The sequence below is a fragment of the Halorubrum sp. SD612 genome (assembly GCF_002135005.1).
In genome coordinates, this window is the sequence record NZ_NEWI01000007.1 from 1 (window position 1) to 26970 (window position 26970).

Consider the following 26970-nt stretch of genomic DNA (forward strand, 5'->3'; position numbering starts at 1 on the left):
CAGCGGCTCCTCGCGCCGCGTGAACCGTCGGTAGCCGGGGACAAGCCCGACGAGCGGGAGCAGCGTCGCCGCGGCCACGACCGGCGGGAGCGCTCGCCCGACGAGGGCGACGGTCGCGACGGCCGCCGTCGCGCCCCCGAGCGCGTACGCGGCCCGGAGCCGCCGGGGCGACCAGCGCGTCGCGAGCGTCCGCTTCCCGACCGCGGCGTCCGCCCGGCGGTCGGGCCACGTCGTCTCCAGGAGGTTCACGAACACCGTGGCGCCGAACGGAAGCGTCGCGAGCGCGGCGGCGGCGGTGACCTCGCCGGCGACGACCGCGAACCCGTACAGCGGGAGCGCGACGCCGCCGAGGAGCGCGTTCGCCGGCGCGCCCAGCCCGTTCCACGCGAGCCGGAGCGGACCGACGGAGTACTGCCAGCCGACGACGAGGATTCCCGCGAGGAGGGCGGCCGCTGTCGGCGGCAGGAGCGCCGCCTCAGTGAGCCCGGTCGCCTCGCTCGCGACCCCGAGGCCGGTCAGGGTCACGCCGAGCCCGCCGGCGGCGACCGCACCGCGCAGCGCGATCCTCCGCGGGAGGTCGGTCTCGACCAGCGCGCCGCTCCCGCCCGAGAACGGGGTGCGGTCGGTGAGCGCGTCCGTTTCGACGTCGGCGTATTCGTTAGCGTAGTGGACGCTCGCGGCGACCGGTATCAGCGCCGCGAGCCCGAGTCCGAGCCGCGCTGCGCCCCCCGTCTCGCCGTACCCCCGGCCGTACGCCATCGCGACGCCGAGCGCGTACACTAAGCCGATCAGCGCGACCTGCGACGGCCGCGAGAGCCGCCAGAGGGCGGCCGGGACGCGCCGGTCCATCGGTCAGTCGTCGCCCAGCCCGCGGACCTCGGCCAGCAGGTCGTCGATCTCGGGGCGGTCGGCGGGCATCCGACCCTCGTACGCGTACGCGACGACCGGTTCGCCGCCGCGAGCGTCGAGAATCATCGCCACCGGCATCCGCCCGACGAGGTCGTGGAGCGAGCCGAGGACCCCGAACCGCACGGGCTGGTCGTACGCGTCGCTCACGTCGGTCTCGGGGTCGGCGAGCAGCGGGAACGGGAGGTCGTACGAGTCCTGCCACGACCGCGCTCGGCCCACCGGCTCGGGGAGCACGGAGACGACCGTCGCGTTCAGTGCCTCGAACTCGTCGTACCGGTCGGCGATCGCTCGGACCTGCTTCCGGCAGTTCCCGCAGTGGTAGTCGCGCTGGAACAGGAGGACGATCGCGTCGGTGTCGGGGTCCGCGGCCGCGGCCGACAGTGAAAATCGGTCGGGACCCGCTCCCGCGTTCGGCAACTCGAAGTCGGGGACCGCCTCGGCGGACGTCCGAGTGTCGCTCATGGCGCTCGCTACGCGCTCCCGCCGCATAAACGGGGAGTCGGTGTGGCGCGCCGCGCGCGGAACCGGGACAAATATAGGTCAATGACACTCGTTCACGTAGTATGACCGAACGGAGCGGGACCGCCGGCTCGCCCGTCGAAGCTGCGAGCGGCGCGGCCGCGGAGCCCGCTCCGGTCGACGCCGCGCGGGAGTTCCTCCGGGCCGTCCGAACGGACGGCGACGTCGACGCGGCCCGACGACGGCTCGACGCACTGCCGCCGGCCGCGCTGGACGCCCTCGACGCCGCGGAGCAGCTGGCGTTCTGGATCAACGTCTACAACGCCGCCACCGGGGACGCCCTCCTCGACGACCCGACGCGGCTGTCGAACCGGCGCCGCTTCTTCGCCGCGTCCGTCGTCTCCGTCGCCGGCGCCGACCTGAGCCTCGACGAGATCGAACACGGAATCTTACGCCGCTCGAAGTGGAAGTACGGGCTGGGATACCTGCCGGACCCGTTCCCCTCGGCGTTCGTCCGCCGGCACCGCGTCGCCGATCCCGACCCGCGGATCCACTTCGCGGTCAACTGCGGCGCCACCGCCTGTCCGGCCGTCTTCGCCTACGACCCGGCGACCGTCGACGAGGCGCTCGACCACGCCGCCGAGACGTACCTGCGAGGCGAGACGGTCGTCGCGGACGGCACCGCCCGCGTCCCGCGGCTCATGCTGTGGTACCGCGGCGACTTCGGCGGGAGGAGCGGGATCCGAGAGCGGCTCCGGCGGTACGGGGTGATCGACGCGGACGCGACGCCCGAGATCCGCTACCGCGAGTACGACTGGACGCCGTCACTGGAGCCGTTCCGCGGCGGGGAGTGACTCTCGCTCGCTCGCGGCCGCCGAGGCCGTTGGGGCGGGCTTTTTGACCTCCCCCGCCGACGACCCGGGTATGACCGATCTCGACATCGACCTCGTCCTCGTGCCCGTCGACGGCAGCGAGGAGTCTCACGAGGCAGTCGATTACGCCATCGCACTCGCGGCGGAGTACGACGCGAGCGTCCACGCGCTGTACGTCCTCGACGAGGAGGTCGTCCGCGCCATCGACCACGGCGTGGTCGACGAGAGCGAGGTGGCCGACGACTCCGAGGCGTTCACCGACTCCGTCGCCCGCCGCGCGGAGACGGCCGGGGTCCCCCACAGCAACTCGATCGCCTACGGCTTCTCCACGTCGGTGAAGACCGTCCACCCGGGAAGCGTCGTCCTCGACACCGCGGAGGAGTTGGAGTCGGACTTCATCGTGGTCCCGCGCGAGCCGGTCTCCGGCGACCCCGGCGAGGTGCTGGGGAAGGCGGCAGAATATGTCCTCCTGTACGCGAGCCAGCCCGTGCTGTCCGTCTGATGGTCGGCGGCCTCCTCCCGGCCGGCACGACCCTGCCGCCCCTCCCGCACCTCCTCGCCGTCCTGCTCGCGACTGGCGGGGTCGTCGCCGCGCTTCGCCGCCGCCGCCCCGCCGTCACCGGTCGCCGGGTGCTCGCGCTCGCGCCGTGGATGGCGCTCGGCTCCGCCGCGCACGTCCTCTACGTCGTCGACGCGCTCCCGCCCCTGATCGCGCCGCTTGCGGGCTCGCCGACCGTCTACCTCACCGTCGGGTCGCTGGCGGGCGCGGCGTGGCTCGCCGCCGACGCCGCCCGTCCCGAACGGGTCGGGGGCACGCTCGCGACCACCGGCGTCGCCCTCCTCGTCCCCGTCGTCGCGGCCGCGGTCGGGGCCGGACTCTCCCCCGTCGGCGCGCGCTGGTCGGCCGTCGCGCTCGGGCTCACCGTTCCGATCGCCGGGGGCGCTTGGCTCGGGCTGACCCGCTTCCGGCCGGAGGTCGCGGTCACCGGCGGCGTCGGCGCGCTCGCCGTGTTCGGGCACGCGCTCGACGGCGTCTCGACCGCGGTCGGGACGACGCAGCTCGGCTTCGGCGAGCGCACGCCGGTGTCGCGGATCCTCTTAGAGATCGGCGGACTGCCCTCGCTTCCGGTGATCGGCGACGGGTGGCTGTTCCTCCTCGTGAAGCTCGCGGTCGCGAGCGCCGTGGTCTGGCTGTTCGCCGCATACGTCCGGGAGACTCCGGGAGAGGGCTACCTCCTCCTCGGGTTCGTCGCCGCGATGGGGCTCGGCCCCGCGGCGCACAACCTGCTGTTGTTCTCTGTCGCCGCCTGACCGGGGGCTGCGGGTCGTAACGCCTCACCATACGGCGAGCGCGAACACGACCGCGACGCTCGCCAGCATGACGGCTTGGACGAACGCGCTGGCGAGGACGCCGACGGCCGCGTACGCCGCCTGCCGGGCGGCCGCCTCGGGGTCGTCACCGTTCCCGTAGAGGGCGACGACGAAGACGGTCCCGGCCAGCCCGACGACGAGTCCGATCGGTCCCAGCGGGATCAGCAACGCGATGCCGACCAGCGTCCCAGCGACGACGGTCCGGGTCGACGCGCCGCCGAGCCGCCCGGAGACCATGCCGGACAGCAGGTCGACGGCGGAGGCGAGCAGCGAGACGGCGACGAGCGCGACCAGGACGGCGAGCCCCGGCTCGGCGAAGCCGGTGGTGTACGCGTAAGCGAGGACGGTCAGCGCCGCGAGGACGCCGCTGGGCACGAACGGAGCGAAGGCGCTGGCCGTCCAGACGACGAGCAGCGCGATCGCAAGTCCGGCCGCGGGAGAGACCATACGAGGCAGACGCGTCGCGCGTTCAAAAACGCGTCTACCGTCGCACCGTCTCGGGTCCCGTCACTTCGGGACGTACACGAGGGGTTCGTACCGGTGGGCGGCGTACGGCTCGGCGTCGTCGGCCAACGAGAACACGCTCTGCGGCCACGTCCCCAACACCTCGTGGATGCGTTCGTACGAAAGCAAGTTCTCGCCCGCGAGAACGAGTTCGAACCGATCGGTGAAGCGCTCGGGGTCCCACACGGCGTCCTCGCCGAGGTGTTCGTGCGGCGCTTCCGCGATCCGGTTGTAATGGGCCCGCGCGAGCCGGTTGTGGTAGTTGAAGACGAGACACCCACCGGGTTCCACCGCGCCGTAGAGGCGTTCTATCGCCCGTGCGATGTCCGCCACGTAACACAGCGTGAACAGACAGGAGACCACGTCGAACCGGCGGTCAAGGTCGAACTCCGGAAGGACCGCCCGCTCGAAGGCGACCTCGCGGTCAGCTTCGCGTGCGCGTTCGCGGTTCGCCGCGAGGACCGCCTCGGCGGCGTCGTACCCGACGACGGTCGTGTCCGGGTAGCGCTCCGCGACCTCGAACGCGAGGTCGCCGGGCCCGCATCCGACATCGGCGTACGCGTCCGGGCCGTCGCGGAAATTGGCGTCCAGAAACTCGACGAACGGCTCCGCGACGAGGTCCGCGCTCGGCCCCGTGTCCTCGCGCACCGCCTCATCGGCTCCGTCCCAGTACTCGCCCCAGTCGATAGTCCCCGCGTATTGGGTCTCGGTCATCGTTTCGTGGAAGTGATATTTTTGGCGTTCCCCGACCTTTCGGTCGGTTGTTTCGGCCTCAGTCCGAGAATAGAAAAGGAATCGACGAGCAAAAAACTTACCAAAAATATTTACTTTACTGTTTGCTTACTATTTCGAGACGGAAAGAATTATATTTTGGGGTCCCGTAGCCGCGTTCCGTCGGACTCGTCCGTAGAACCCGTCGAAACCACTGTCCGACCACGCGTCGACGCCCGTTCGAACGAGGGCGACCCTCTCCGAACAGTTACAGCCCGTTCGGGCAGTGTTCTGGCCCGATCCGCGTGGCCCGCAGAAGTGTGCGTAAACCCGTTCTGACGCCGTCGATTCCGGTCCGGTTCGACGCCGTCAGTCCTCTTCCTCGACGACTTCCGGGTCCTCGATGGCCGACTGGAGGGAGTCGAGCCCGTTGACCCACTCGGAGACGAGGCCGTACTCCAAGTCCTCGACGAGTTCGATGTCGAGCGTCTCGCCGTCGATGACGCGCGTCCCGGCCTGAACGACGTAGCCGAGCGCGGCGTCGAGGTCGTCGCCCTCCTCGGCCTCGGCGGCCGCGCGGACGAACTCGCTCACGTCGCCGTCGACGACGCCGCCGACGAGATACTCCTCGGCCGCGTAGAAGACGGGGACGAGCGAGGTCTGGACGCCGTCGATCAGCATCACCTTGTCCTCGTCGTCGAACTCGACGTCGGCGAGGACGATGTCGCGGATGTCGCGGACCTCCTCGACGGCGCGGTCCTCGTCGATGCGGTCCTCGTCGAACGCGGCCAGCACCTTCACCACGGCGATCGCGGCGTCGTCCTGAAGGTTCAGGAGGAGTCGCGCGGAGTCCTCGTTCTCGGGGTCGATCTCCTCTTCGGCCAGCCTGTCGAGCCAGTTCTGCCAGCGTTCGTCGGTATAGAACGTTTCAACGGCGTCGTCGTCGGTCATGTCCCGTACGTCGCCCGGCCAACTCAAATGCCTTTCCTATCGATCGCCGCCCGAGAGACCGTCTCACTCGCGTGAATCCTCGGATTCAGGACTCGCGTTCCAGCGTCGCTTCGGTGTCGATCCCGTACACGGCCCGGGGAGTCTCGACGTGCGCCCGGCGGACCGCCTCGTCGTGTCCCGCCTCCAGCAGCCAGCGCACCCGGCGCGGGACGGTCTTCGGCCCGAGGACCATGCCCGGACGGTCCGGGTCGTCGACGAAGTCGGTCTCCATCAGGAACGGCTCGCCCGCCTCGGCCGCGCGCTCCAGGCGATCCTTGTCGCTCATCACGCTCGGCGTGACGCCGGCGAGTTCGCCCGCGGCGTAGTGTTTGACGACGCGCGACGGGTCCAGCCCCGACTCCTCGGCGACTGCGGCGAGGTCGGTCAGGTCCTCCGTGGCCTCGGTGTGGAGCTGGACCGCGCAGTCGACCTCCGCGCCGAGTTCGAACGCCCGCCGCGTGACCGCGTTCGACGCCTCCCAGACCGCGTCGCTCACGTCGTAGTGTGGGCGGCCGGACTTCAACGCGAGCGCGTCGCCCTCCGCGACGTACTCGCTCGCGACCTCCAGCCCGCCCCGCATGAGGTCGCGGGCCGCCTCGGGGGAGAAGTCGCGCTCGTCGACGAGCCGGCTGATCAGCCCGGGGTGGACGCCGAGGACGGGCCACGCGCGCCCTGGTAAGACCTCCGTCGCGGCCGCGACCGTCTCCAGCGTCTCCTCGAAGACGGCCCGGAAGTCGTCCGGCTCGTCCGGCTCGACGCCCAGCAGCCACGAGGGCTTGTTCACCACGAGCAGGTGGGTGCCGCCGAGCCGGACGAACTCCTCGACGGCCTCGATCCCGCGGCCGTGTCGGGGGTCGAGGTGGAGGTGGTCGTCCAACACCGGCGTGCCGAGGTCCTCGCTCATGGGCGACCGTTCGGCCGCGCGCGATTAGAAGGATCGGTCCGCGGCGATCGGGGGCACGGGGACCGAGAGGGCGACGGACTCGCCGCGCCCGCTCAGTCAGCGCGGTTCGCCGCGAACTTCCCGTCGGGCCGGGGGACGGTCACGGCGGGGAGCTCGGCCTCGATGGCCTCGCGCCGCCCCTCGAACTCCCCGGGCAACACCAGCCGCTCGCCGAGCGCGTCGAGCGGCTCGTCGCTCGCGTAGCCGGGGTCGGCGGTGGCGAGCTCGAAGAGGACGCCCGCGAACTCCCGGAAGTAGACCGAGCGGAACCAGTGGCGGTCGATCTGCTGAGTTGGGCGCAGCCCCATCGACGCGACCGCGTCGCGCATCCCGGACTGGTCGGCGTCGGTCGGTGTCTGGAACGCGACGTGGTGGACCGTGCCGCGGCCGGAGCTCCCCTGTCGGTCCGTCTCGACGACGTCGACGTACTTCCCGACCGGGCCGCCAGCCGCGAAGCGAGTCCGCTCGTTCCCGGCCGCGTCGTCCGCCTCCGTCTCGGCCGCCGTCAGCCCCATCGTCCGGAGGAGCCGTTCGGTCCGCTCGGCGTCGCCGAGCCACAGCGTCACGGAGTGGAACCCGCGGATCGCGGCCGACTCGGGGACGAACGCGGTCCACGCCGTCGTCGGATCGTCGTCGGGAACCTCGACCGCGACCAGCTCGACGGGGAGCCCGTCGGGGTCGCGGAAGGGGAGGACCGCCTCGCCGAACCGCTCCTCGCGGGCGTCGTAGTCGACGCCGCGCTCGTCGAACCGGTCCTCCCAGTAGTCGAGGCTCCCCTCGGGCACCCGGAACGCGGTGCGCGAGACCTGACCGGCGCCGACCTCGCCCTCCGGGAGCTCCGTCCACGGGAAGAAGGTCATGCTAGTGCCGGGCGTCCCCTCCGCGTCGCCGTAGAAGAAGTGGTACGTCCCGGGGTCGTCCTGATTGATCGAGCGCTTCACGAGCCGGAGGCCGAGCGTCTCGGCCCAGAAGTCGAGGTTCCGCTGCGGGTCGCCGGCCACGCAGGTCACGTGGTGGATTCCGGGCGTCGGCGCGGGGCCGTCGCCGGTTTCGCCGTCTGTCGAGTCGGGTCCGTCGGTCATGTTACCCCGTAGGTCCCGGACCGACTTGAATCGGCGCGGACACGGATGTTACCGGGTCCCGGCGGCGGTGAGCCGGCGGGGCGACCGGTCACCGAGCCAGCGCCATCGCCCGCTCGATCCGCTCTCTGAGCGCCTCGAGCCGGTCGCCCACGGCGCCGACCGCCGCCAACACCGGATACGTGACGTCGAGGTCCTGGTAGCAGTACCCCGGGAGGTCGAGGTCGCCGTCGAGCGCGAGCCGGCGCGTGTGTTCGGCGAGCACGCGCTGGCGGCGCGCGGCGATCCGGTCGCAGTCGTCGCGGAGTGCCGCGGTCCGGGTCCGGCAGGCGTCGAGCGCGCCGAACCCGGCCGCCGCGTCGTCCCCCTCGTCGCCGAGTTCATCGTCGATCGCCGCGATCTCGGACCGGATCGGGTCGAGGCGGGACGCCGCGCGATCGATCGACTCCAGCTCCGACTCCACGGCGTCGAGGAACGCCTCGCGCTCCTGGACCGCGGTCTCGGCGGCGCTCAGCACCGACCGCTTGTACTCCTCGCGGAAGCAGTCCGTCCGGGTGAGCGCGTACGCCAGCTCGGGGCCGAACTCCTCGGCGACGCTCCGCTCGTAGGTGTCGTCGTACTCCTCGGCGTAGTGCGGGACCGACATCACCGTGGCGCGATACGCGTCCCTGACCGTAACGAGCCGAGAGCCGGGGGCCGCGGCCGCGTCGCCGCGACCGCCCGCCCCGTCGCCGACCGCACTGCGCATCGCGTCGGCGACGCCGGCGAACCCGCCGGGCGCGGAGGCGTCCGCGGGACCGGTGCCCCCGCTCTCGCCCGGAATCGACGACACGCGGCTCCGGAACGCCCGGAACGCCTCGCGCTCGTCGACGACCCGGCGCCGCTCGACGCGGAGCGCGGCCCGCGCCGCCCGGATCGGATCGCTCCCCTCGTCCGCGTGAATCGCTGCCATGTGTCGCGGCACGGCGACACCTCCCATAAACGCTTATATGAGACGTATCCGCCACATCGGACGGCTCCGGAGGGGTATATAGCTCTCGGGCCGGGGACAGCGACTTTCCCGCTCCGCCGCCGATCGGCGGTATGGAGAAGGTGGCCCTCGCCGAGGCGTTCGGCTCGTTCGAGGAGACGTGGTCCCCGCGGCTCGCGGGCGAACTCAACGGACAGGCGGTCAAGCTCGCGAAGGCGGACGGCGAGTTCGTCTGGCACAGCCACGCGGACGCCGACGAGCTGTTCTTCGTTCACTCCGGGCGGCTCCGGATCGAGTTCCGCGAGGCGGACAATGTCGTGCTGGAGGAAGGCGAGCTCACGGTCGTCCCGCGCGGGACGGACCACCGCCCCGTCGCCGAGCCGGAGGCCGAGATCCTGCTGTTCGAACCCACCGAGACGCGCAACACGGGCGACGTCGAGACCGACGAGACCGTGACCGACGTGGAGCGGCTGGACTGAGTCACGAGACGACGGCGCGCGCGAGCGACCCGAACAGGGGGAGCGCCAGTCCCGCGCCGACCGTGAGGTAGACGACCGGACGCATCCCCGGCACCGCGGCGGCCGCGGAACCGAGACCGACCGCGAACGCCGCGAGCGCGACGATACCCGCACCGAGCGCGTACGCGACGCCCCGCCGGACCGTCGGCGCGACGAGCGACGCGAGCGCGCCGGCGGCGATCAGCCCGAGCCAGTGGACCGTCGCGAGCGCGACGCCGACTCCCAGCGCGGCGACGAGCGCGACCGCGTGAGAGCGCGGCTCCGTCCGGACGCGTCCGAGGAGGGGCAAGGAGTCGTCGGGGGCCGGCGCGTCGTTCGGGGACGGCGCGTCGCTCACTGCGACCCCTCCGTCGGGGGCTCGAACCGAACCGCCGGTTCGCCGCCCGCGCCGAGCGGCATCGGGCGCTGGTCGTTACCCAGCCAGCGCCGGAGCTGGTCGTCGTAGTGTTCCGAGAAGTAGTCCCCGGAGTTCCCGCCCGGGAGGACCGCGGTCGCGTCGGTCCCCGGGCGCACCACCATCCGCCAGCTCGACCCGACCGCGGACTCGACGCGGTAGTTCTTCACCGTCGCGGGCGAGCCGTCAGCGGACAGTTCGTCGTAGTTCAGGAACGCCGCCTCGCCGCCGAGGGGGTGGGTCATCGCCCGCGTGGTGTTGTAGTCGCCGTACGTCTCCCAACCCTCCTCGCCGATCTCGTCGAGCGCGTCGCGGAGGGCCGCGGCCGCGAGGTCGCCGCGCGAGCGCCCCTCGAACAGTGGGTCGTCGTCGGGGAGCCGCGCGAGCGTCCAGTCGCTCGGGTAGTAGGACTCGCCGAGGCCGCCGTCGGAGAAGGCGGGCTCGAAGACGCGCTCGCGGAACTTCGGCAGGTACCGGGCGAACAGCAGCGCGGCCCGGGAGTCCCGTCGCATTCGGTAGTTCCACTCGTCGAGGGCGTCCGCGGCGTCGACGAGCGGCGGATCGGGGTCGTCGCGGTCGCGGACCGCGGCGACCAGTTCGGGGACGAGTTCCGGGCTGCGCCCGTCGCGCACGTCGTTCTGGAGGGCGCGGTGGAAGTCGGGGTCGGTCGACCCCTCCCCCCCGTCGATCGTCCCCTCGAGACGGTCGGCGATCCGGGCGCCGCGGTACGGGGTCGCGTAGTCGACGCCGACGTAGTGGATCGGGTCGTCGATCGGGCGCTGGTTGGCGGTCGACAGCGCGTCGGGGTCGATCGCGTGCGGCTTCTCCGCAAAGGGGACGAACCCCTCCCACGACGACTCACCGAACGGCTCGAACCCCGCCCACTCCCCCTCGCCGGCGGAGCCGTCGAACACCCGGTCGCCGTCGACGACCTCGCCGTCGGTGCGGCGGATCGGGAGTTTCCCGGTCGCGAAGTAGAGCGTGCGGCCGTCGGCGTCGGCGTACACGAGGTTCTGCGTGGGGAGATCGAAGTTGCGCGTCGCGTCGAGCAGGTCGTCGATCCCCTCGCTGCGTCCGTACGCCTCGATGGCGACGGTGGTGCGCGTCGCGGTGTGGCCGGTCCACGCGACGCCGACCGTCTGATCCTCGCGTTCGATCAGGGGGCCGTGGACGGTTCGCCGCACCCGGACCTCCCGGTCCTCGCCCCCGGCGACCGGGATCGTCTCGCGCTCGTCGACTTCGAAGGGGCGCCACTCCCCGTCGTACTCGTAGCGGTCGCCCGCCTCGTCGATATCGTACCGGTAGCAGTCCAGCACGTCGGCGCCGAGGTTGGTGAACGACCACGTGCCGCGGTCGTTCGCGCCCGCGATGACGAACGGGACGCCCGAGAACGTCGCGCCCCGCACCGACCGCTCGGGGGTGTCGACCGACTGCTCGTACCACAGCGGGGGCGCCTGAAGCGAGAGGTGCGGGTCGTACGCGACGATCGGGCTCCCGCTCGCGGCGTGCTCTCCGGAGACGACCCAGCTGTTCGAGCCGACCCCCGTCGGCGACTCGAAGCCGGAGAGCCAGTCGGTCAGTTCGGGGTCGACGGGGTCGGCGCCGCCCTCAACGTTCGAGGTCGCCTCTAGGTTCGGCGCGCGCTCGCCCGCCCCGCGAAGGCTCTCGGCGCCCCTCCCCTCGGAGAGCCGCGTCTCGGTCCCGTCGAGGATCGGGTCGTCGTGGTCGTACCGCGTCGGAAACAGCGTCTCGGCGCGCTCGGATCCGAGGCGGTCGGCGACGAGCGCGCGCCGTAGTTCGGCGAAGCTCCCCGTGAGCGTCCACGAGGTCTGCTTTTCCATCAGCATCGAGTCGACGGGGGTCCACGGCTCGGGCTCGTAGCCGATCAGCTCGAACTCCAGCGGGAGCGGTAGGTCCTCAATCGCGGCGTTGACGCCGTCTGCGAACGCCTCGACGAGGGGCCCGGCGCGCGTCTCGGCGACCGCGTCCCACGTGGCCGCGGCGGCGTCGGCGAACCCCATCGCGACGTTGAACTCGTCGCTGTCGAGCGTCGCCTCCCCGATCACCTCCGAGAGCCGGCCGCGCATCACCCGCCGCTGGAGATCCATCGCGAACAGCCGGTCGAACGCCTGACAGTAGCCGACCGCGAAGTACGCCGCGGGCTCCTCGTCCGCCTCGATCTGCGGGACGCCGAACTCGTCGCGGGCGACCGTCGCCGCCCCGTGCGGGCTCTCGACGGTCTCCGGGAGGGACCGGTCCGCGGCGTCCCACGCCTCGCCCGACAGCGGGGCGAACGAGTCGAGGAGGTCGGCCGCGTCGCTCGCCGCCAGTCCGGCGCTGCCGGCCGCGAGGACGCTCGCGAGGACCGCGCGGCGCGTGGTGTCGCGTGTCACCTCACGACCGACGACCCGATTCCTCATTATAATTTGGATCGGATCGGGGAGGTTCACGTATCCGAGCGTGAGCAGTGCACGACGGCGAAGCCGTCAGTACGCGCGGACTCCAGTCTGCGCGCTCTCGGACACGCGTAAAAAAAGCCGCGGCGGCGCTACTCCTCGGCGGCGGGCTCTTCGACCTCCTGTTCTTCGGCTTCCTCTTCCTCTTCGGAGCGGGCGGCCACGAGGGCCCCGCTGGCGACGCTGTACATCGGCTCGTCCGGCGAGTGGACGCCGCTGATGGAGAACGGGATGTTCGCGTCTTCGAGGTGGTCGGCGAACAGATCTTCGAAGCCGTTGGGGCTCGAGGTCCCGCCCGTGACGACGACCGGAACGTCGAGGCCCTCCTCGATGTCCTCCTCGTCGACCTCGCTGGTGATGTTCTCTATCACGTAGTCGAGCAGGTTCTCGTAGTAGATGGCGAGCGCCCCCTCGACGCCCCCCACGTCTGTCCGGAAGTCCAGCTCGAAGTCGTCCTCTTTAATCGAGGTCACCTTGTCGACCGGCGTCCCGGTCGCCTGCGCGGTCTGCTCGTCGACCCAGTCGCCGCCGCGGGCGATAGAGAACTTCATGACCGGAACCGCGTAGTACGCCAGACAGACGTTGGTCATCCCCGCGCCGAAGCTGATCCCCAGCCCGGTGAAGTTGTTGTCGGCCAGCTCGGAGTAGATGACCGCCATGCCCTCGTTGATCGGCTCCGGGTCGTACCCCATGTCGCCGAGCATCGACTCCAGCGTTTTCTCGTGATACAGCGTCGAGAGGTCCGAGTCGATGGGGTCGGCCGGACTGGAGTAGTAGAGCCGCTCGTTGTGCCGCGACGGCTCGCCGACGACCTGCTCCGTGATGAGCTTGATCATCGGGATCGCCGAGGACTCGTCGCTCGAGAGGATCCCGTGTTGCATCGGGCGACGGGTCTCTTGGTTGAAGATGTTCGCGAAGTTGAGGGCGTCGTCCCCGACGACGTACACCTGATCGTCTTTTCGGATGTGGAGGACCTCGCTCCGGGAGAGCATCTGCTCGGCCATGTCGCTGTACTCGATCTCGACGAACGAGTTCCGCTGTTGCACGAAGACGGTTTCTGCGCCTTCCTGACGCGCAGAGAGAATATTCATCGTGCCAACGTCAAGTCCCTTGGCCATACGCTAACCTCAAAGCGAATCCACATAAGTTTTCGTAGGAAGACAGGATGCTTAGAACAGCCCGCGGATCCGGTCGATGAGCCCCTCGCCGGTCGCATCGGTCTCCTCCTCCTCGCGCTGCTGTTCGCGGAGCTCCCGGAGCGCGGCCGCCTGGTCGTCGGTCCCCTCGCCGCTCGCGGTCTCGACCTCCCCGCCCTGGAGGCCCTGTAGCTGTGAGACCGCGTCGGAGACGTTGCCGTCGCTGGTCCGGGTCTCGATCCCGGAGTCCGGCAGATTCTCGCTGTCGATGTCGTCGATGGCGCTCGTGTCGAGGTTCAGCCGTCGCGTCTCCGTGCGGCTGACGCCGCCCCAGGAGAGCTCCGCGTCGTCGAGCGCGCTGTCGATGTCGGACCGTACCTGCTCGTCGCTGACGGTCTCCGTCTCCTCCGCGTCCGCTTCGGTCGCCTCGGCCTCGCCCGTCTCGTCGACCGCGCGCTCGACCCGGTGGGCGACGAGGGCCGCGCCGGTCGCGGCGACCACGAGCGCGATACCGACGCTGTAGAGGGCGATGACCTGCGCGCTGTAGTCCGGCGGCACGGTCACGTTCCAGTCCTGCGGGTAGGCCCACACGAAGAGGCCGACCGCGACGAGGTCGATCACCGAGCCCGCGGCGGCGACGTACAGCATCCGCTTGTCGACCGGCAGCAGGACAACGATTCCGAGCAGCAGCGCCGGGAATCCGACCGCGCTGGCGACGCCGGCGACCTCGCGGATCGCGTACGAGGACGACGAGGCCGCCGGCAACGTCGCGCTGTAGAGGAACACCACGACGCTGACGGCACCCGCGACCAGTCCGACGAAGAAGAGGCCGAACCCGGCGTACACGTCGACGGTCCGGTCGGGGTCGCCGATGTATCGTCGGTAGTACCGGAGGAGTTGGTTCGAGTCGGTCGCCTCGCTCATACGGGAGCGTTCCGCCCCGACTGTAATCATTGTTCCCCCCGACCCTAGTCCTTAACAACTCCGCGACTGAGGTTCAACTGATCAACAGTGGAGCCGGACTGTCCACGGTGTGGCGACAGCCTGACCGCGTTCACGCTGGCGGGCGTCGAGGCGCTCGCGTGCGAGGCGTGCGGCTACGTCGGCGTCGAGGCCGATCACTCCGGCGATCGAACGGTCGTCGAGAGCTGGGACGACGCGCTCCGGCGGTTCCACGAGGAGTCCTGACCCATGCCATCGATCGACATCACCGACGACCAACGCGACCGCATCGCCGCGCTGCGCGAAGCGCTCACCGACGCGCACGCCGACAGATACACCTCGGTCACACTGCCCGACACCGTGGCCTACCTCCTCGACCTCGCCGACGCCGTCGACGACCCCGACCGCCGGGCGGCGGTCGATACCAACCGATCGGAGGCCGACGACGACGACGGCGGGTTTCCGCGGGAGCGGCTCGAAGCGCGGCTTCGCGAGCGTAATCGCCGCCACAGCGACGCAAACCCGGACGACCCGATGGACCTGTACAGCATCGCTGCGGAGTACGACGTCTCGGGCCGCAGCAGCATGACCAAGGGAGAGCTCGTGACGGCGATCCTCGACGTCGCCGAACGGCGCTACACGGCCCCGTTCGCGCCGGTCGACGTCGAGCTACCCGACGCCGACCACGACGGTGGCTCCGGAGCAGACACCGACTCCGCCGAGGGCGGTTCCGAAGCGGACCACGACGACGACGACGGTAGTCCCGAAGCGGACCACGACAACGCCGAGGACGGCGGCGACGAGAGCGATACCGCCGCCGAGTCCGACGCTGACGACCAAGCCGGAGACGACGGTCAGCTCAACGCGATGTTGAGCCTGCTCGAAACGCACAGCGACAAGTGGGACTCGGCCGACGGCGACGCCCGCTACGAGGTCGAACTGCCGGACGGGAGCGTCGAGACCGCGCGCACCAAAGACGACGTTCGCGCGGCCCTGTTTAAACACTACTAACGATGCGACTGCTTGACACACTCAGATCGTGGCTCGGCCTCGGCGGCGACGGCGACGGCGACGCCGACGCCGACGGAGACGGGGACCCACACGCGAACGCCGAGGTCGATACCCCGGCCGCCGACGAGACCGACGGCTCGGCCGCCGGCGAAACTGACACCGAGGCCGCAGCGGAGCCGAAACTCGATCCGAGCGGCGTGACCGAAACCCGGGTCGAATCGACGGACAGCGCCGTCGACGCACTCAAGCAGGCTCGTAACGAAGGCGGCGACGACGACACCGGGGCGACTCCTGCCGACGGTCCGAGCGCCGGTGCCGATCCGTCGACCGAACGGCGCGACTCCGACGCGTCCGCGGACGACGACTCGTGACGCCACTCCCGCCTGTGAACACCGCGGCTTCCTGTACCGGGGAAGCAGTCGTTCACGCTACGCTGAGGCGGCTTCTAACCTTTATCAGTCCGACCCGCGTAGATACATGCGGTGTGTTCACGTGAAACTCGCATTGATCGGGGTCGGACAGGCAGGTGGGAAGGTAGTCGACGAGTTCCTGGCCTACGACGCACAGACGGGCGCAGACATCGTTCGGGGAGCGATCGCCGTCAACACGGCGAAGGCGGACCTCAACGGGATCGACCGCCTTCCGGAGGACCGCCGGATCCTGATCGGGCAATCGCGGGTCAAGGGCCACGGGGTGGGCGCGGACAACGAACTGGGCGCGGAAGTGGCCGAGGAGGACATCGACGAGATCCAGGGGGCGCTCGACTCGGTGCCGGTCCACGAGATCGACGCGTTCCTCGTCGTTGCGGGGCTGGGCGGCGGGACGGGATCGGGTGGCGCACCCGTGATCGCGAAGAACCTCAAACGGATCTACACCGAACCCGTCTACGGGCTCGGCATCCTCCCCGGCAGCGACGAGGGCGGGATCTACACGCTGAACGCCGCCCGCTCGCTCAAGACGTTCGTCGACGAGGTGGACAACCTCATGCTGTTCGACAACGACGCGTGGCGCAGTTCGGGCGAGTCCGTCGGAGAAGGGTTCGACGCGATCAACAGGGAGTTGGTCCAGCGGTTCGGCGTGCTCTTCAGCGCCGGCGAAATCACCGAGGGGAGCGACGTCGCCGAGAGCGTGGTCGACTCCTCCGAGATCATCAACACGCTCAAGGGCGGCGGCATCTCGTCGCTGGGGTACGCCGACGTCGAGGTCGACGAACCGAAGCGGTCGGGGTTGCTCTCGCGGTTCGGCAACGATTCGAACGAGGGGATCGACAGCACGGAGGCCACCAATCGGATCACGAGCCTCGTCCGGAAGGCGACGCTCGGTCGGCTCACTCTGCCGTGTGAGGTGAGCGGGACGGAGCGGGCGCTGCTCGTCGTCGCCGGGCCGCCGGAGTATCTCAACCGGAAGGGCATCGAGCACGGTCGCAAGTGGCTCGAGGAACAGACCGGGTCGATGGAGGTCCGCGGCGGCGACTACCCGCGACGCGGCGAGGGAACCGTCGCGGGGCTCGTCCTGCTCGGCGGCGTGACGAACGTCCCGCGAGTGAAGGAGCTTCAGCAGGTCGCGGTCGAGGCGCAACAGAATCTGGGCGAGATCACTGACGAGAGCGAGGACCGCTTCACCGAGCTGATGGATAGCGACGGGGAGCTGGAGTCGCTGTTCTGACCGTCATCGCCTACTCGGAGCCGTCCTCCGAGGCGCCTCGGGCGGGGCCCGCCCCGGCACCCGGCCCGAGAGCGTGAGACGCACGCGCGGCGGCGATCACGCGGACGCGGTCGGCGAAGTGCTCGATCCGTTCCACCGACCCGGGGCTCTCGCATGCGAGCGGCCCCGAAGCGGAGTCGCTCGACGCTCGGTGCCGGGAGAGCGACCTCGTCACCGATACTCGGTCGACGGCCGCCCGTCGGCGAGGATGTCGAACGACTCCTCGATGTCGCCGAGCACGAGCAGCGCGTAATACCGGAGGTACGTCACGACGGGGACCTGTGAGAGCGTCCCGACGACGAGCAACGCGACGCCGAACAGCACCGCGAGCGGGACGAGGAGGGCGAGTCCGAGCGGCGACGTCACCGAGACGGTCGCGTGTACGATCGCGACCGCGACGAGGACGGGGACCAGGAGCGCGAACGCGACGAGCGCGACCGCGATCGAGACGACGACCCCGGTGGCGACCGTCAACAGGAACGCGACCGCGACGTACGCCAGGTACTGTTTCCACGCCGCCCTGACCGACGGCCAGAGGCGACGCCACGCCGCGACGACGCCCGAGTCCGACTGAATCATGAGCGGCACGACGAACGCGGTCGTGAACTCCGAGACCAACGCGTACCCGGCGCTGATGAGAGCCAGCACCGGGAGCCCGACGAGGAACACCGTGGCGGAGCGCGCGGGGTCGCGCCCGGTCAGGACGGGAACGGCGAGCAGTGCGACCCAGCCGCCGAACAGCGCGAGCATCGGGAGTCCGATCGCGACTCGGAACCCGAACAGGCGGATCCCCTGCCGCCAGCGTCGGCGCCAGTGGCGTCGGAGCGACACCTCGCCGGTGCGGAGCGACTCGATCAGCACGAACTCCATGACCGCTCCGACCAGGCCGAACAGCCCGAGGAGCAGGAGGCCGACGGCGACGACCGCGGCTGCGAGCGTCAGCAGCTCGACCGGGAGCCCGGAGGGAATTTCGCCGGGAGAAACCTCTCCCGTCGGAGCCGACGTGCTGAACTGTGTCGTCGGGAAGCTCACGCCACCGCCGACGAAGAACACGACGACCGCGAGCTTCAGCCAGCGGCGCACGGTGACGGGCGTCAGAAACGCTCGAGTGACACCGAGCGCTTCCTCGACGTTTTCGACTGCGTGGAGGGCCATGCGTCGAGGTACACGGATCGCGTAGTTAGCCCTTCTGGTGGCTTCCGTCGGGACTTACCGCGGCGCCTTCAGGTGCGGGTAACCTACATCCGTCGCCCGACCGTACGAGATGCTGATGGAGGTCGCGCTGATCACGGTGGGTGACGAACTGCTCTCGGGCGACACGGTGAACACGAACGCCAACTGGCTCGCCGCCGAACTGAGCGAGCGCGGCGTCGCCGTGGCACGGATCCTCTCGATCCCCGACGACAGGGGGGAGATCGCCGACCGAGTCCGGGAGTACGCCGCGGACTTCGACGCCGTAATCGTCACCGGCGGCATCGGCAGCACCCCCGACGACGTGACGGTGGAGGCGGTCGCGGACGCGTTCGACCGCGAAATGGCCGTCACCGACCTCACGCGCGAGTCCGTCGAGCGCCGGCTTGCGGCGATCCGCGAGCGGGTCCCCGACCGCGAGTTCGACGTCGACGTCGAGGCCGAAGCGGCGGTCCCCGAGGGGAGCCGCCCGCTGGTGACCGACGCGGGGCTCGCGCCCGGCTGCGTGGTCGAGAACGTCTACGTCCTGCCCGGCATCCCGGACGAGCTGAAGGCGACCTTCGAGACGGTCGCCGACGAGTTCGCCGGGGACCGCCGCTCCCGGTTCCTGTACACCGTCGAACCGGAGTCGAACATCGTGCCCGCGCTGCGGGAGGCGATGGACCGGTTCGATGTCGCCGTCGGCTGTTACCCCGACCGCGAGGCGGACCACAACCGGCTGAAGGTGACCGCCACCGACGACGACGCGCTCTCGGCGGCCGCGGCGTGGCTGCTGTCGAACGTCGACGCGAGCGAGACGCCGGTGTCTCGCGACTGGTGACGCGGGCGACGCGGGCAACGCGGGCGAGACGACTCAGTCCGCGGGCTGTCCGCCGTCGACGGAGTCGGTCAGGCCTCTCGGTCGCCGCGATGTCCGCCACCATGACGCTCGCCGCCTCCTCGGCGAAGCGCAGCGCCGAGGCGCGGCCGATGCCCGAGCCCGCACCGGTGACCGGCGCCGTCTTTCCGCCGACTCCGCTCACGATTCGATGTCTCGGTCCCGCCGGCGCCTCAAATCCCTTCAGGAACAGGGACCGACAGCGTCGAGCGGTAACGGCCGACCATCGCCTCCGGTCGCCCGTCCGGACCGGTGGGTGACCAGCGAAAAGAGCGTATTGGCGCGAGCGACTCGGTGCCACGGCTGCTCCGCGACGTCTCAGCCGTCCGCGGCGGGCGTCTCGTCGGCGGGGCTGGCCGAGATCCGTCCGCTGCTGTGGACCGAGACGACACACTCCGAGAGAACGAACTTGACCACCCCGGTCGAGGGCGTCGCCTCCCCGTCGCCCTCGCCGAACAGTCGGCTGAGGGCCGCCGCGTGCGCGCGGTCGTACCGGGACGCGACCGTTGAGCGGGCCGTCCCGGTGGCGTTCGAGACGGCCTCGGTGACGGCCTCGTAGAGGGCCGACTCGTCCCAGTGAGCGAGCTGGCGGTCGTGCCACAGTTTCGTCGATTCGTCGGCGGATCGGGGGTTGCGGGTCATTGGTCGAACGCGGGCGTCGGTTCGCCCGTAACTTCTACTGAACGTTCGGTAAGTATCAACCTTTCGTCCGCGTTTGGCGTCGAAGGGGGCGACTCCCCGTCGGTGTTCGGAAGCCGCCTCTAGCGCCGTATGACGGGACTTCTGGCAGGTAGACGACTTCGAGACCGCGGAAAGCGCTCTCGGCACACACCCAGAGACGCGGACGAAGCACCTTTACCTACCGAACGTTCAGTATTTGATATGGCACGCGTTTCGCTCCGAAAGAATCCGCTGCTCGCCGCCCTGTTGGGGACGTTGGCCACCGGGCTCGGCCACCTGTACCTCCGGCGTTGGGTCCGCGCCCTCGGGTGGCTCTCGGCCAGCTTCGCCGCGACGGTCCTGTTCGTCCCCGAATCGACACTGTCCGCCGTGAGTTCGGGGACGCTCGTGGACCCGTTCTCGCTGCTCCCGCTCGTCCTCGTCACCGGTATCAGCGTCCTCGACGCGTACCTCGTCGCGAACGCCGAGCGTCGGTCCGACGACGCTCGGGCGAGCGATGCGGCGAGAGCGACGGAGGCGGACGAATCGCCGGCCTGTCCCGCCTGCGGGAAGCCTGTCGACCCGGACATCGGGTTCTGTCACTGGTGTACGACCGAGTTCGAAGCCGTCGACGACGCCGGCACCGGACGGGTCGACGAGCGGGGAGACGAGTGACGATGGCCGCCGACGCACCCGAGCGGGACTGGAGCGCCGCCGAAGCGGAGATCATGGAGGCGACCTACCGAGCGCTGCTCGAACACGGCTACGCCGGGCTGTCGATCTCGCGGATCGCCGCCGAACTCGGCAAGTCCAAGGCCGCCATCTACTACCACTACGACGCCAAAGACGAGCTCCTGGCAACGTTTCTCGAGTTCGCCGTCGACAGGTTCGAAGCGACCGTCGCGACCGAGACCGGCGACGAGCCGACGGCCGACCTCGAACACGTCATCGAGAAGCTCCTGCCGCTCCAACCGGACGAGGAGCAGCGCCAGCTCCAGGCCGTCTTGGTCGAGCTCCGGTCGCAGGCCGTGACGAACGAGGTGTTCCGCGAGCAGTTCACGCGGATCGACGACCGGTTGGCGGCCGCCATCCGGGACATCGTCGAGCGCGGCATCGACGAGGGGACGTTCCGCGACGTCGACCCGTCGCGGGTCGCGGAGCACGTCTTGGCGACTGTCAACGGCGCGATGTACGCCCGCGCGACGACCGACCGCGAGAGCGCCGCGGCGGCGACCCGGGTCTCGCTCGCCTCGTACATCGACTCCGAACTCCGGCGTCACCGGTGAGCGGAGCGGTGACACGACCGCGCGGAGACGCGTAGCTCTCCCCGCGACGACACGACAGCATCATGTACACTATCGCAGACCTCCCGATCGACAACCGACTCCGGACCGTCCAGTACGACCTCGAGCTCGAAACGGCCCTCCGCCGGATGTTCGAGAACGACTACACGCAGGTCGGCGTCGAACGCGACGGCGAGCTCGTCGGGATTGTCACCTACCGATCCGTCGTCCGGACGCTGCTCGCGTTCCACCAGCTGGACGTGGGCCACAAGACGCTGGACAAGATATCGGTCGGGGCGGCCGTCGAGGACGCGCACACGGTCAGCGAGGACGAGACCGTCCTCGCGGTGTTCGACGCGCTCGCGGAGCACACGTACATCGTCGTCGACGGGGGCGAGGCGTGGCAGATCCTGACCGACTACGACCTCCTGACGCGGCTGAAGCGGATGCTCGAACCGTTCCTGCTGATCGAGTCGATCGAGATGCGGCTTCGCGAGCTCCTCGCGCGGGCGTTCGGCGACGCGCTGTCAGACGAGCTGGCCGCGACGTTCGACGAGGACCACCCGCTGCCGACGCCGGCGTCAGTCGACCACTGTAGCTACGCGCACTACGCCCAGTTCATCTCCATCCACTGGGCGGAGTTCGAGCCGATCTTCGACGACCAGCAGGACGTGATCCGCGAGCTCGTGCTCGAAATCGGCGACATGCGGAACCGACTCTTTCACTTCCGGGTCGACGACCCGGAGGAGTTCGACCGCGACCTCCTCCGGTTCGGCCAGTCGTACTTCTCTTCGGTGTGAGTCTCGCCGAGCGCGGAGGCGCATCGTCTCCCAGCCCGGCTCAGTCGGGCTGAACCAACTCCATTCCCTCTCGGACGGCCTCGCGTCGACCGAGCAGCGTGACGTGGTCGCCGCGGTTTACCACCGTGTCCGCGCTCGGCACCGCGACCGACTCGCTGTCGCCGTCGCTGAGAACGGCGATGAGGCAGCCGTCGGGGAGCATCGGACCCACCTCGCGGACGGCCTTACCGATCAGTTCCTCGTTGGTGACCTCGATCTGTTGGACGTCGCCGGTCTCCCCGATGTCGGTCATCCAGTGGGCGAGGTCCGGTCGCTCGATCTGATTGTCGATGGCCCACGCGGCCGACATCGCGGCCGAGATCGTACTCACGCCTAGGTCTTCGAACGCGTCGACGTTGTCGGAGTTGTTCGCCTTCGCGAGGATCTTCTCGACGCCGAAGTTCGTCTTCGAGAGCTGCGCGACGAGCAGGTTCGTGTCGTCGTCTCCGGTGGCCGCGACGAGGATCTTGGCGTTCTCCGCGCCGGACTTGCGCAACACCTCCGTGTCCGTCCCGTCGCCGATCACGGCGGCGAAGCCGTCGTTGCGGAGCGATTCGACCGTCGCCTCATCTTCCTCGATGATGACGACGTTTTCGCCGCGGTCTTCGAGGCGCTCGGCGAGCGCGCGGCCCACCTGTCCGCCACCGACGATGATGACTCTCATGGGTATCACGTTGAGGTACTGCGCGATGTACCGCGCCAGCCCGCCCTGGACGAGGGCGGTCACGAAGATGACGAGGAACACCGTCCCGATCAGCAGGTCCGCCTGCTGCGCCAGCGCGGGGTCGTTGAGCTCCGTGGCGGCCGCCCGAAGCTCGGTGGCGAACAGCGTCGCGACCGACGCGGGGATGATCCCGCGCGGCCCGATCGCGCTGATGAACAGCCGCTCGGAGAAGGTGAACCGGTCGCCGACGGTCGAGACGAACACGAGCAGCGGCCGGATCACCACCGCGACCACGACGACCACGCCGAGCCCCGCGAGCCCCACGTCGAATATCGCCGCGGGGGGGAGCTGCGCGGCAAGCGCGATGAACACGAACGCCAGCACGAGCAGCGTGATGTCGCCCTTGAAGTCGGTTATCTCCTCCTTGTATGGGATGTCCACGTTCCCGAGCGCCAGTCCGGCGGTGGCGGCGGCGGCGACGCCGGCCTCGCTCGCCAGCTGGTTCGCCCCCGCGTACGCGGCGAGCGCGCCGGCGAGGGCGAGCAGCCGTGCGTTCCGCGGCGCGGCCCCGGGCGACAGGTCGACGTACCGGAGCAGGTAGTAGAGGATGCCCGCGACGATGAGGCCGACGAGCAGCCCCTCTCCGAGGCGGAGCGCGAACCCCTGAATCAGTCCCTCGCCCGCGACAGTCGGGTTCACCGTCTCGAAGAGCACGACCGCCGTGATCGCCGCCGTCACGTCGTTGACGATCCCCTCCGTCTCCAGGACGGCTGCGACCTGATCGCGGACGGGGACCACCTCGAGGATCGGGGAGATGACCGTCGGGCCGGTGGCGACGAGCAGCGCCCCGATCACGAACGAGAGCTCTCACGGGAGCCCTTCGAGGACTCGGACGGCCACCGCGGTCCCGACCAGTGCGATGCCGGCCCCGACCGTGACGAGTCGGACCGCCGCCCGGGGCGCCTGCCGAATGCGCTCGAACTCGAGGTGGAACGCCCCCTCGAAGACGATGATCGCGACCGCGAGCCCGACGATCGCCGGGAGCGAGTCGCCGAAGCTCTCGCTCGTCACGATCCCGAGTCCCGGTCGACCGATCGTCACTCCGACGAGCAGAAAGAAGATGATACTCGGGACGCGGAGCCGAGCGGCGAGGATCTGCGCGAGGACGCCGAGTCCGATGATGCCGGCGACGAGCGGGATCAGAAACTCCTGTGACACACTCGGTCCTCCGTGCCCTGACTCACTTTTTGCTGGATTATAAGTCAGTTGGTGCGTCCCTCGGCCGCCGACTCGGCGCCGATTCGCCGCCCGTTGCGCGACGACCTGCCCCCGGACGTTCCGTTCCGCTGGCGACGTGTGAGCCGCCGGTTCACCGTCCGTCCCTGTCGAACGCCAAGAGAGGGATTACGCCGTCTCCACGAGCCGGTCCGCTATCCGTTCGAGTTCGTCAGCCTCGCCGACGGCGCCGAGCCACCGATCGGGAAGCGTCGATGCGCCGAACCGCGCACCCGCGACCGCACCCGCGATCGCCCCGATCGTATCGGCGTCTCCGCCGCGATTGACCGCGGTCACGATTGCCTCCTCGGCGCTCTCGGCGGACAGCCCGTCGTGGAGTGCCGTCCGTAGCGAATGAACGACGTAGCCCGACGTCTCCGGGTCGTCGAGCGAGTCTCCCCGAGCGAGCGGCCGAAGCGCCGTGACGAGTTCAGCGGGTGCGTCCGTTCCCACGTAGTCGAGCGCATCCCGTAACGGCGCGTCCGCGTCGTCGAGGAGCCCAGCCACCGTGAGGTTCAGGATCCCGCACCCGTACGTACACCGCGGATCGGCGTGCGTGATCCGCGACGAATCCCGGCTCACCTCGACGAGTCGCTCTCGGTCCGCCGCGTACGGAACTGCGAGCGGCGCGCACCGCATCACGCTCCCGTTCCCGGCGTTCTGCCCCTCCGGGCTGTGTTCCCAGACGTGCCGGCCCGCCTCGTCCCACTCGCCGCCGTGCTTGAGTCGGCTCAACGACTTCATCGTCATCCGGCCGATGTCGAACGGGTCGCTGTCGTACCACGCGACGAACCGCTCCGCGATGTCCGCCGGATCGAACTCCCCCCGCTCGACGAGGCTCCGCGCGATACACAGCGCCTGCTCGGTGTCGTCCGTGATCGTCCCGGCGGGCTGGTTCCACGTTCCGTGGCCGACCATCTCGTCGAGTCGCCCGTGACCGGTACGGATCCCGGACGCGGACATGAACTCGACCGGCCGACCGAGCGCGTCTCCACAGGCGATCCCACAGAGGACACCGCGGGCCCGATCAACGTCCATACGTCACACGACACGAGCCCCCACGAAAAGTGTCGGGTGACGCGCACCGGCTCCGGCAGCTCTCGCTCTCGCAGTCGACGGTTCTGGTCGACCCGTCCGCCGTCGGCACCGACCCGGCCGTATTCGTTCGTGGGGACGCCGGTCCCGATCCGAACCCGGATCGAAATTCAAATATCCGAACACCTGTAACAAGATATGTTCAAATGACAGAGGAAAGCAGTTCTACCCGGGTTCCCAGTCAGCCGGTCGTCGTCCAGGAGGACACCCATCAGAACGAGGTCCCGGACAACATCGACTCGGAGCTGTACTCGGCGGACAGCCCGGACAACTCGTTCCACGAGTTCACGATCGAGCGCGGAGACGAACTCGTCGAGGCGCTCCGCGACAACGGCTACACGGTGGAGTTCAGAGAGTGAAAGCCTACGGATTCTCCGACGCACAGTGAATCTCCGCAGCGGACGACGCGTCACTCCGAACGAACTGCCGAGGGTGGCCGCTTCGCGTTCATCGATGCTGCGGTTGCCGATGCTGCCTTCACTCGGCGCCCGTATAACGCGTCACCGTTCGAGGAGCTCTCAGGGTTCGCTTCCGCGGTGCGGAACGCCGGGGTAAGTGTTAAAATGCTGCCTTGTCAATTAACATACCATATATGAAGATTGAGGTTAACGCCCTCGGAGAGTTTAATCGCCTCGCTCATGACGGGTCGAAACAGGCCGCGAACTCACTCGGACAGTTGACCGGTGTCCGGCCGACGGTCGAAGCGACGAGCATCGATCTCCTCCGGCGTCGAGATATCATCGCTGACCTTCACAATCAGGATCTCATCGGCATTTCGAGCGAATTCTCCGGGGGTATCGCTGGGACAGCACTGCTCGTCTTCAACGAGGCGGGCGCGAGGACGCTCGCGAAGAGCCTTCCCGGTGACGGCGCCGAGGCGATCGGTCTCGAATCGCGGCTCACGGAACTCGGAAACATCATGCTTAGCGGGTTCATCGACGGGTGGGCGGACTATCTGAACCAGGCTATCGATCAGCGCCCACCGACGTACCTGACGGGAGGCGGGACGGACATCATCCCGGACGCGACGCCGATCGATCAGGCGTCGAATCAGGTGCTGACGGTGAACACTACGTTCGAAACGTCGAGCGCAGTCGTCGAAACGACGGCGTACGTATTCCTCGAGGAGGCGTCGTTCAGGCATATTCTCGATACCCGGCTCACCAGCGAGTCGACGCCGATACCGCTGGACAAGCTCCAGGTGTTCAGCCGAATGGCCGCGAAGGGCGGCGACACCGCAGGCGACAGCATAACGATGATGACCGGGATCGACACGTCGGTCACGGTCAGCCGCATGAGCTTCCTTCAGGTCGAACAGATCGGACCGCGACTCGGTGACGAGCAGCAGGTGGGCGTCGTTGCGAAGCTAACCGGCCTCCCCACCGGCTACGTCCTTGTCCTGTTCGACGAGCCCTCCGCCGAAACGATCGCAGAGGCGATGGGTACCGGAGCGGTCACCGACGGATTCGACGGAATTCACGAGAGCGCGATCGAAGAGATCAGCAATATCATGATCAGCGGATTCGTCGACGGGTGGGCGAACGTGCTCGGCACGTCGAACCAGCATACCCCTCCGGAGTTCGTCCACGACTTCGCGTCGGCTATCGTCGATCCGATAATGCTGGATCTCGCGACGACGCAGGAGTACGTGTTCGGGTTCGACACCCTCATTAAAACGGCTGGGGACGCCGTGAGTTGCAAAATACTCGCCCTCCCACGGGCCGAGGAGCTCAAGGAGGCGCTCGACGAACTCTCGGTCGGCGAACTGTCCGCTGACGTCGAGGCAGAAATGGAGGCCGACCCCGAGTCCCTGTTCCAAGAGCACGTCGAGTAGCGCTTTGGGTGCGGTGGTGTCGTCCGAAGTCATCGCGTCGCCCAGCGGCTAACGGTCGACCCGGAAGTCACGAATCCGCCGGTGCGCTGGAACGGAGGGCGACTGGAACCACCGGCTTGAACAGGCCCGCTCATCCCGTGCGCCGGCGGCTCTTCTCGTCGTTGGCGAGATTCGTCTCCGTCACGGCGAGGTCCCGCGGCGTCGATCGTCGCACGGTGAGGTCATCTCTGCCGGTCGTCTCGCCGGCGTCGAGACTGTATTGTGCGAATTGTACATAAGCTAA

The 26970-nt window shown here is 69.3% G+C and carries 29 protein-coding genes and 2 pseudogenes; 14 read left to right on the forward strand and 17 right to left on the reverse strand.

Features of this window, described 5'->3' with window-relative positions; all coding sequences use genetic code 11:
* On the reverse strand, positions 1 to 849 hold an 849-nt coding region (locus tag B9G38_RS01575), incomplete at its 3' end, for a prenyltransferase (protein ID WP_086219258.1).
* Between the two features lie 3 nt (positions 850 to 852).
* Complete coding sequence (locus tag B9G38_RS01580; protein ID WP_086216463.1) at positions 853 to 1371, reverse strand: peroxiredoxin; 519 nt, start codon at positions 1369 to 1371, stop codon at positions 853 to 855.
* Between the two features lie 101 nt (positions 1372 to 1472).
* On the opposite strand from B9G38_RS01580, the gene B9G38_RS01585 reads away from it, so the two are divergent.
* The 3 genes from B9G38_RS01585 (at position 1473) to B9G38_RS01595 (ending at position 3551) form a co-directional block, all read left to right on the forward strand.
* Positions 1473 to 2222 carry a DUF547 domain-containing protein gene (locus tag B9G38_RS01585; RefSeq protein ID WP_086216462.1) on the forward strand — a complete coding sequence of 250 codons (750 nt, stop codon included), beginning with the start codon at positions 1473 to 1475 and terminating at the stop codon, positions 2220 to 2222.
* 70 nt (positions 2223 to 2292) lie between these two features.
* A complete protein-coding gene (locus tag B9G38_RS01590) occupies positions 2293 to 2742 on the forward strand; it encodes a universal stress protein (protein ID WP_049930984.1) in 450 nt (149 codons plus the stop codon).
* Complete coding sequence (locus tag B9G38_RS01595) at positions 2742 to 3551, forward strand: DUF63 family protein (RefSeq protein WP_049930986.1); 810 nt, start codon at positions 2742 to 2744, stop codon at positions 3549 to 3551. Before B9G38_RS01590 ends, B9G38_RS01595 begins: the two co-directional genes overlap by 1 nt.
* Before the next feature lie 24 nt (positions 3552 to 3575).
* On the opposite strand, the gene B9G38_RS01600 is transcribed toward B9G38_RS01595, so the two are convergent.
* The 6 genes from B9G38_RS01600 to B9G38_RS01625 all read right to left on the reverse strand — a co-directional run bounded on the left by B9G38_RS01600 (position 3576) and on the right by B9G38_RS01625 (position 8790).
* Complete coding sequence (locus B9G38_RS01600; RefSeq protein WP_049930989.1) at positions 3576 to 4058, reverse strand: DUF456 domain-containing protein; 483 nt, start codon at positions 4056 to 4058, stop codon at positions 3576 to 3578.
* A 60-nt stretch (positions 4059 to 4118) separates the two neighbouring features.
* Complete coding sequence (locus B9G38_RS01605) at positions 4119 to 4829, reverse strand: trans-aconitate 2-methyltransferase (protein WP_086219259.1); 711 nt, start codon at positions 4827 to 4829, stop codon at positions 4119 to 4121.
* Positions 4830 to 5195: 366 nt separating this feature from the next.
* Entirely contained in the window at positions 5196 to 5777 is a 582-nt protein-coding gene (locus tag B9G38_RS01610) for a DUF2150 family protein (RefSeq protein ID WP_049930992.1), read from the reverse strand.
* Between the two features lie 85 nt (positions 5778 to 5862).
* Positions 5863 to 6720 carry a TatD family hydrolase gene (locus tag B9G38_RS01615; RefSeq protein ID WP_049930995.1) on the reverse strand — a complete coding sequence of 286 codons (858 nt, stop codon included), beginning with the start codon at positions 6718 to 6720 and terminating at the stop codon, positions 5863 to 5865.
* A 92-nt stretch (positions 6721 to 6812) separates the two neighbouring features.
* Positions 6813 to 7841: a VOC family protein gene (locus tag B9G38_RS01620; protein ID WP_086216459.1), complete on the reverse strand. Its 1029-nt coding sequence runs from the start codon at positions 7839 to 7841 to the stop codon at positions 6813 to 6815.
* Between the two features lie 88 nt (positions 7842 to 7929).
* Positions 7930 to 8790, reverse strand: a complete 861-nt coding sequence (locus B9G38_RS01625) for a hypothetical protein (RefSeq protein WP_086216458.1) — start codon at positions 8788 to 8790, stop codon at positions 7930 to 7932.
* A gap of 131 nt (positions 8791 to 8921) precedes the next feature.
* Between B9G38_RS01625 and B9G38_RS01630 the strand changes: the two genes are divergently transcribed.
* Positions 8922 to 9287 (forward strand): cupin domain-containing protein, encoded by a 366-nt coding sequence (locus tag B9G38_RS01630; RefSeq protein ID WP_049930998.1) that lies wholly within the window; start codon positions 8922 to 8924, stop codon positions 9285 to 9287.
* 1 nt (position 9288) lies between these two features.
* Here the strand turns inward: B9G38_RS01630 and B9G38_RS01635 are convergent, their stop codons facing one another.
* From B9G38_RS01635 to B9G38_RS01650, 4 genes are all read right to left on the reverse strand, one after another.
* The gene (locus B9G38_RS01635; protein WP_394334820.1) at positions 9289 to 9663 is read right to left on the reverse strand and encodes a hypothetical protein; all 375 of its coding nucleotides are present in this window, start codon (positions 9661 to 9663) and stop codon (positions 9289 to 9291) included.
* Positions 9660 to 12113, reverse strand: coding sequence for a penicillin acylase family protein (locus B9G38_RS01640; protein ID WP_086219260.1), 2454 nt, complete (start codon positions 12111 to 12113; stop codon positions 9660 to 9662). Before B9G38_RS01640 ends, B9G38_RS01635 begins: the two co-directional genes overlap by 4 nt.
* A gap of 155 nt (positions 12114 to 12268) precedes the next feature.
* Positions 12269 to 13294, reverse strand: coding sequence for a cell division protein FtsA (locus B9G38_RS01645; RefSeq protein WP_049931005.1), 1026 nt, complete (start codon positions 13292 to 13294; stop codon positions 12269 to 12271).
* Between the two features lie 51 nt (positions 13295 to 13345).
* The gene (locus B9G38_RS01650; protein ID WP_049931007.1) at positions 13346 to 14236 is read right to left on the reverse strand and encodes a hypothetical protein; all 891 of its coding nucleotides are present in this window, start codon (positions 14234 to 14236) and stop codon (positions 13346 to 13348) included.
* A gap of 87 nt (positions 14237 to 14323) precedes the next feature.
* Here B9G38_RS01650 and B9G38_RS01655 point away from each other — a divergent pair, with 87 nt between their 5' ends.
* The 4 genes from B9G38_RS01655 to B9G38_RS01670 all read left to right on the forward strand — a co-directional run bounded on the left by B9G38_RS01655 (position 14324) and on the right by B9G38_RS01670 (position 16930).
* Positions 14324 to 14500: a zf-TFIIB domain-containing protein gene (locus B9G38_RS01655; RefSeq protein ID WP_080508566.1), complete on the forward strand. Its 177-nt coding sequence runs from the start codon at positions 14324 to 14326 to the stop codon at positions 14498 to 14500.
* Between the two features lie 3 nt (positions 14501 to 14503).
* Positions 14504 to 15265: a Rho termination factor N-terminal domain-containing protein gene (locus tag B9G38_RS01660; protein ID WP_086219261.1), complete on the forward strand. Its 762-nt coding sequence runs from the start codon at positions 14504 to 14506 to the stop codon at positions 15263 to 15265.
* A gap of 2 nt (positions 15266 to 15267) precedes the next feature.
* The gene (locus B9G38_RS01665) at positions 15268 to 15636 is read left to right on the forward strand and encodes a hypothetical protein (RefSeq protein WP_086219262.1); all 369 of its coding nucleotides are present in this window, start codon (positions 15268 to 15270) and stop codon (positions 15634 to 15636) included.
* A gap of 121 nt (positions 15637 to 15757) precedes the next feature.
* Positions 15758 to 16930: a tubulin/FtsZ family protein gene (locus B9G38_RS01670; protein WP_080508569.1), complete on the forward strand. Its 1173-nt coding sequence runs from the start codon at positions 15758 to 15760 to the stop codon at positions 16928 to 16930.
* Positions 16931 to 17140: 210 nt separating this feature from the next.
* Here the strand turns inward: B9G38_RS01670 and B9G38_RS01675 are convergent, their stop codons facing one another.
* Positions 17141 to 18124 carry a hypothetical protein gene (locus tag B9G38_RS01675; RefSeq protein ID WP_086219263.1) on the reverse strand — a complete coding sequence of 328 codons (984 nt, stop codon included), beginning with the start codon at positions 18122 to 18124 and terminating at the stop codon, positions 17141 to 17143.
* A gap of 115 nt (positions 18125 to 18239) precedes the next feature.
* Here B9G38_RS01675 and B9G38_RS01680 point away from each other — a divergent pair, with 115 nt between their 5' ends.
* A complete protein-coding gene (locus tag B9G38_RS01680) occupies positions 18240 to 18980 on the forward strand; it encodes a molybdopterin-binding protein (RefSeq protein WP_086216452.1) in 741 nt (246 codons plus the stop codon).
* An 82-nt stretch (positions 18981 to 19062) separates the two neighbouring features.
* Here the strand turns inward: B9G38_RS01680 and B9G38_RS18475 are convergent.
* Together B9G38_RS18475 and B9G38_RS01685 are read right to left on the reverse strand one after the other, a co-directional pair.
* Positions 19063 to 19182: pseudogene (locus B9G38_RS18475) on the reverse strand (short chain dehydrogenase); the annotation flags it as partial.
* 173 nt (positions 19183 to 19355) lie between these two features.
* A complete protein-coding gene (locus tag B9G38_RS01685; RefSeq protein WP_086219264.1) occupies positions 19356 to 19679 on the reverse strand; it encodes a HalOD1 output domain-containing protein in 324 nt (107 codons plus the stop codon).
* Positions 19680 to 19919: 240 nt separating this feature from the next.
* On the opposite strand from B9G38_RS01685, the gene B9G38_RS01690 reads away from it, so the two are divergent.
* The 3 genes from B9G38_RS01690 (at position 19920) to B9G38_RS01700 (ending at position 21780) form a co-directional block, all read left to right on the forward strand.
* Entirely contained in the window at positions 19920 to 20372 is a 453-nt protein-coding gene (locus B9G38_RS01690) for a zinc ribbon domain-containing protein (protein WP_086219265.1), read from the forward strand.
* A 2-nt stretch (positions 20373 to 20374) separates the two neighbouring features.
* Positions 20375 to 20983, forward strand: a complete 609-nt coding sequence (locus tag B9G38_RS01695) for a TetR/AcrR family transcriptional regulator (protein ID WP_086219266.1) — start codon at positions 20375 to 20377, stop codon at positions 20981 to 20983.
* A gap of 62 nt (positions 20984 to 21045) precedes the next feature.
* Complete coding sequence (locus B9G38_RS01700; protein WP_086219267.1) at positions 21046 to 21780, forward strand: CBS domain-containing protein; 735 nt, start codon at positions 21046 to 21048, stop codon at positions 21778 to 21780.
* 40 nt (positions 21781 to 21820) lie between these two features.
* Here B9G38_RS01700 and B9G38_RS01705 read toward each other — a convergent pair.
* Both B9G38_RS01705 and B9G38_RS01710 read right to left on the reverse strand, forming a co-directional pair.
* Positions 21821 to 23701: pseudogene (locus B9G38_RS01705) on the reverse strand (cation:proton antiporter).
* Between the two features lie 186 nt (positions 23702 to 23887).
* On the reverse strand, positions 23888 to 24796 hold the full coding sequence (locus B9G38_RS01710; protein ID WP_086219268.1) for an ADP-ribosylglycohydrolase family protein: 909 nt from the start codon (positions 24794 to 24796) through the stop codon (positions 23888 to 23890).
* 203 nt (positions 24797 to 24999) lie between these two features.
* Here B9G38_RS01710 and B9G38_RS01715 point away from each other — a divergent pair, with 203 nt between their 5' ends.
* A complete protein-coding gene (locus tag B9G38_RS01715) occupies positions 25000 to 25212 on the forward strand; it encodes a hypothetical protein (RefSeq protein ID WP_049931028.1) in 213 nt (70 codons plus the stop codon).
* 233 nt (positions 25213 to 25445) lie between these two features.
* Entirely contained in the window at positions 25446 to 26687 is a 1242-nt protein-coding gene (locus tag B9G38_RS01720) for a chemotaxis protein CheC (RefSeq protein ID WP_049931030.1), read from the forward strand.
* Positions 26688 to 26970 lie beyond the last annotated feature (283 nt).

Coding starts and splice junctions, on each gene's coding strand:
- B9G38_RS01690 (WP_086219265.1), top strand. CDS start 19,920: ATGGCACGCGTTTCGCTCCGAAAGAATCCGCTGCTCGCCGCCCTGTTG.
- B9G38_RS01695 (WP_086219266.1), top strand. CDS start 20,375: ATGGCCGCCGACGCACCCGAGCGGGACTGGAGCGCCGCCGAAGCGGAG.
- B9G38_RS01610 (WP_049930992.1), bottom strand. CDS start 5,777: ATGACCGACGACGACGCCGTTGAAACGTTCTATACCGACGAACGCTGG.
- B9G38_RS01685 (WP_086219264.1), bottom strand. CDS start 19,679: ATGACCCGCAACCCCCGATCCGCCGACGAATCGACGAAACTGTGGCAC.
- B9G38_RS01595 (WP_049930986.1), top strand. CDS start 2,742: ATGGTCGGCGGCCTCCTCCCGGCCGGCACGACCCTGCCGCCCCTCCCG.
- B9G38_RS01590 (WP_049930984.1), top strand. CDS start 2,293: ATGACCGATCTCGACATCGACCTCGTCCTCGTGCCCGTCGACGGCAGC.
- B9G38_RS01660 (WP_086219261.1), top strand. CDS start 14,504: ATGCCATCGATCGACATCACCGACGACCAACGCGACCGCATCGCCGCG.
- B9G38_RS01630 (WP_049930998.1), top strand. CDS start 8,922: ATGGAGAAGGTGGCCCTCGCCGAGGCGTTCGGCTCGTTCGAGGAGACG.
- B9G38_RS01585 (WP_086216462.1), top strand. CDS start 1,473: ATGACCGAACGGAGCGGGACCGCCGGCTCGCCCGTCGAAGCTGCGAGC.
- B9G38_RS01720 (WP_049931030.1), top strand. CDS start 25,446: ATGAAGATTGAGGTTAACGCCCTCGGAGAGTTTAATCGCCTCGCTCAT.
- B9G38_RS01680 (WP_086216452.1), top strand. CDS start 18,240: ATGGAGGTCGCGCTGATCACGGTGGGTGACGAACTGCTCTCGGGCGAC.
- B9G38_RS01650 (WP_049931007.1), bottom strand. CDS start 14,236: ATGAGCGAGGCGACCGACTCGAACCAACTCCTCCGGTACTACCGACGA.
- B9G38_RS01645 (WP_049931005.1), bottom strand. CDS start 13,294: ATGGCCAAGGGACTTGACGTTGGCACGATGAATATTCTCTCTGCGCGT.
- B9G38_RS01605 (WP_086219259.1), bottom strand. CDS start 4,829: ATGACCGAGACCCAATACGCGGGGACTATCGACTGGGGCGAGTACTGG.
- B9G38_RS01710 (WP_086219268.1), bottom strand. CDS start 24,796: ATGGACGTTGATCGGGCCCGCGGTGTCCTCTGTGGGATCGCCTGTGGA.
- B9G38_RS01715 (WP_049931028.1), top strand. CDS start 25,000: ATGACAGAGGAAAGCAGTTCTACCCGGGTTCCCAGTCAGCCGGTCGTC.
- B9G38_RS01600 (WP_049930989.1), bottom strand. CDS start 4,058: ATGGTCTCTCCCGCGGCCGGACTTGCGATCGCGCTGCTCGTCGTCTGG.
- B9G38_RS01675 (WP_086219263.1), bottom strand. CDS start 18,124: ATGGCCCTCCACGCAGTCGAAAACGTCGAGGAAGCGCTCGGTGTCACT.
- B9G38_RS01700 (WP_086219267.1), top strand. CDS start 21,046: ATGTACACTATCGCAGACCTCCCGATCGACAACCGACTCCGGACCGTC.
- B9G38_RS01665 (WP_086219262.1), top strand. CDS start 15,268: ATGCGACTGCTTGACACACTCAGATCGTGGCTCGGCCTCGGCGGCGAC.
- B9G38_RS01615 (WP_049930995.1), bottom strand. CDS start 6,720: ATGAGCGAGGACCTCGGCACGCCGGTGTTGGACGACCACCTCCACCTC.
- B9G38_RS01580 (WP_086216463.1), bottom strand. CDS start 1,371: ATGAGCGACACTCGGACGTCCGCCGAGGCGGTCCCCGACTTCGAGTTG.
- B9G38_RS01620 (WP_086216459.1), bottom strand. CDS start 7,841: ATGACCGACGGACCCGACTCGACAGACGGCGAAACCGGCGACGGCCCC.
- B9G38_RS01625 (WP_086216458.1), bottom strand. CDS start 8,790: ATGGCAGCGATTCACGCGGACGAGGGGAGCGATCCGATCCGGGCGGCG.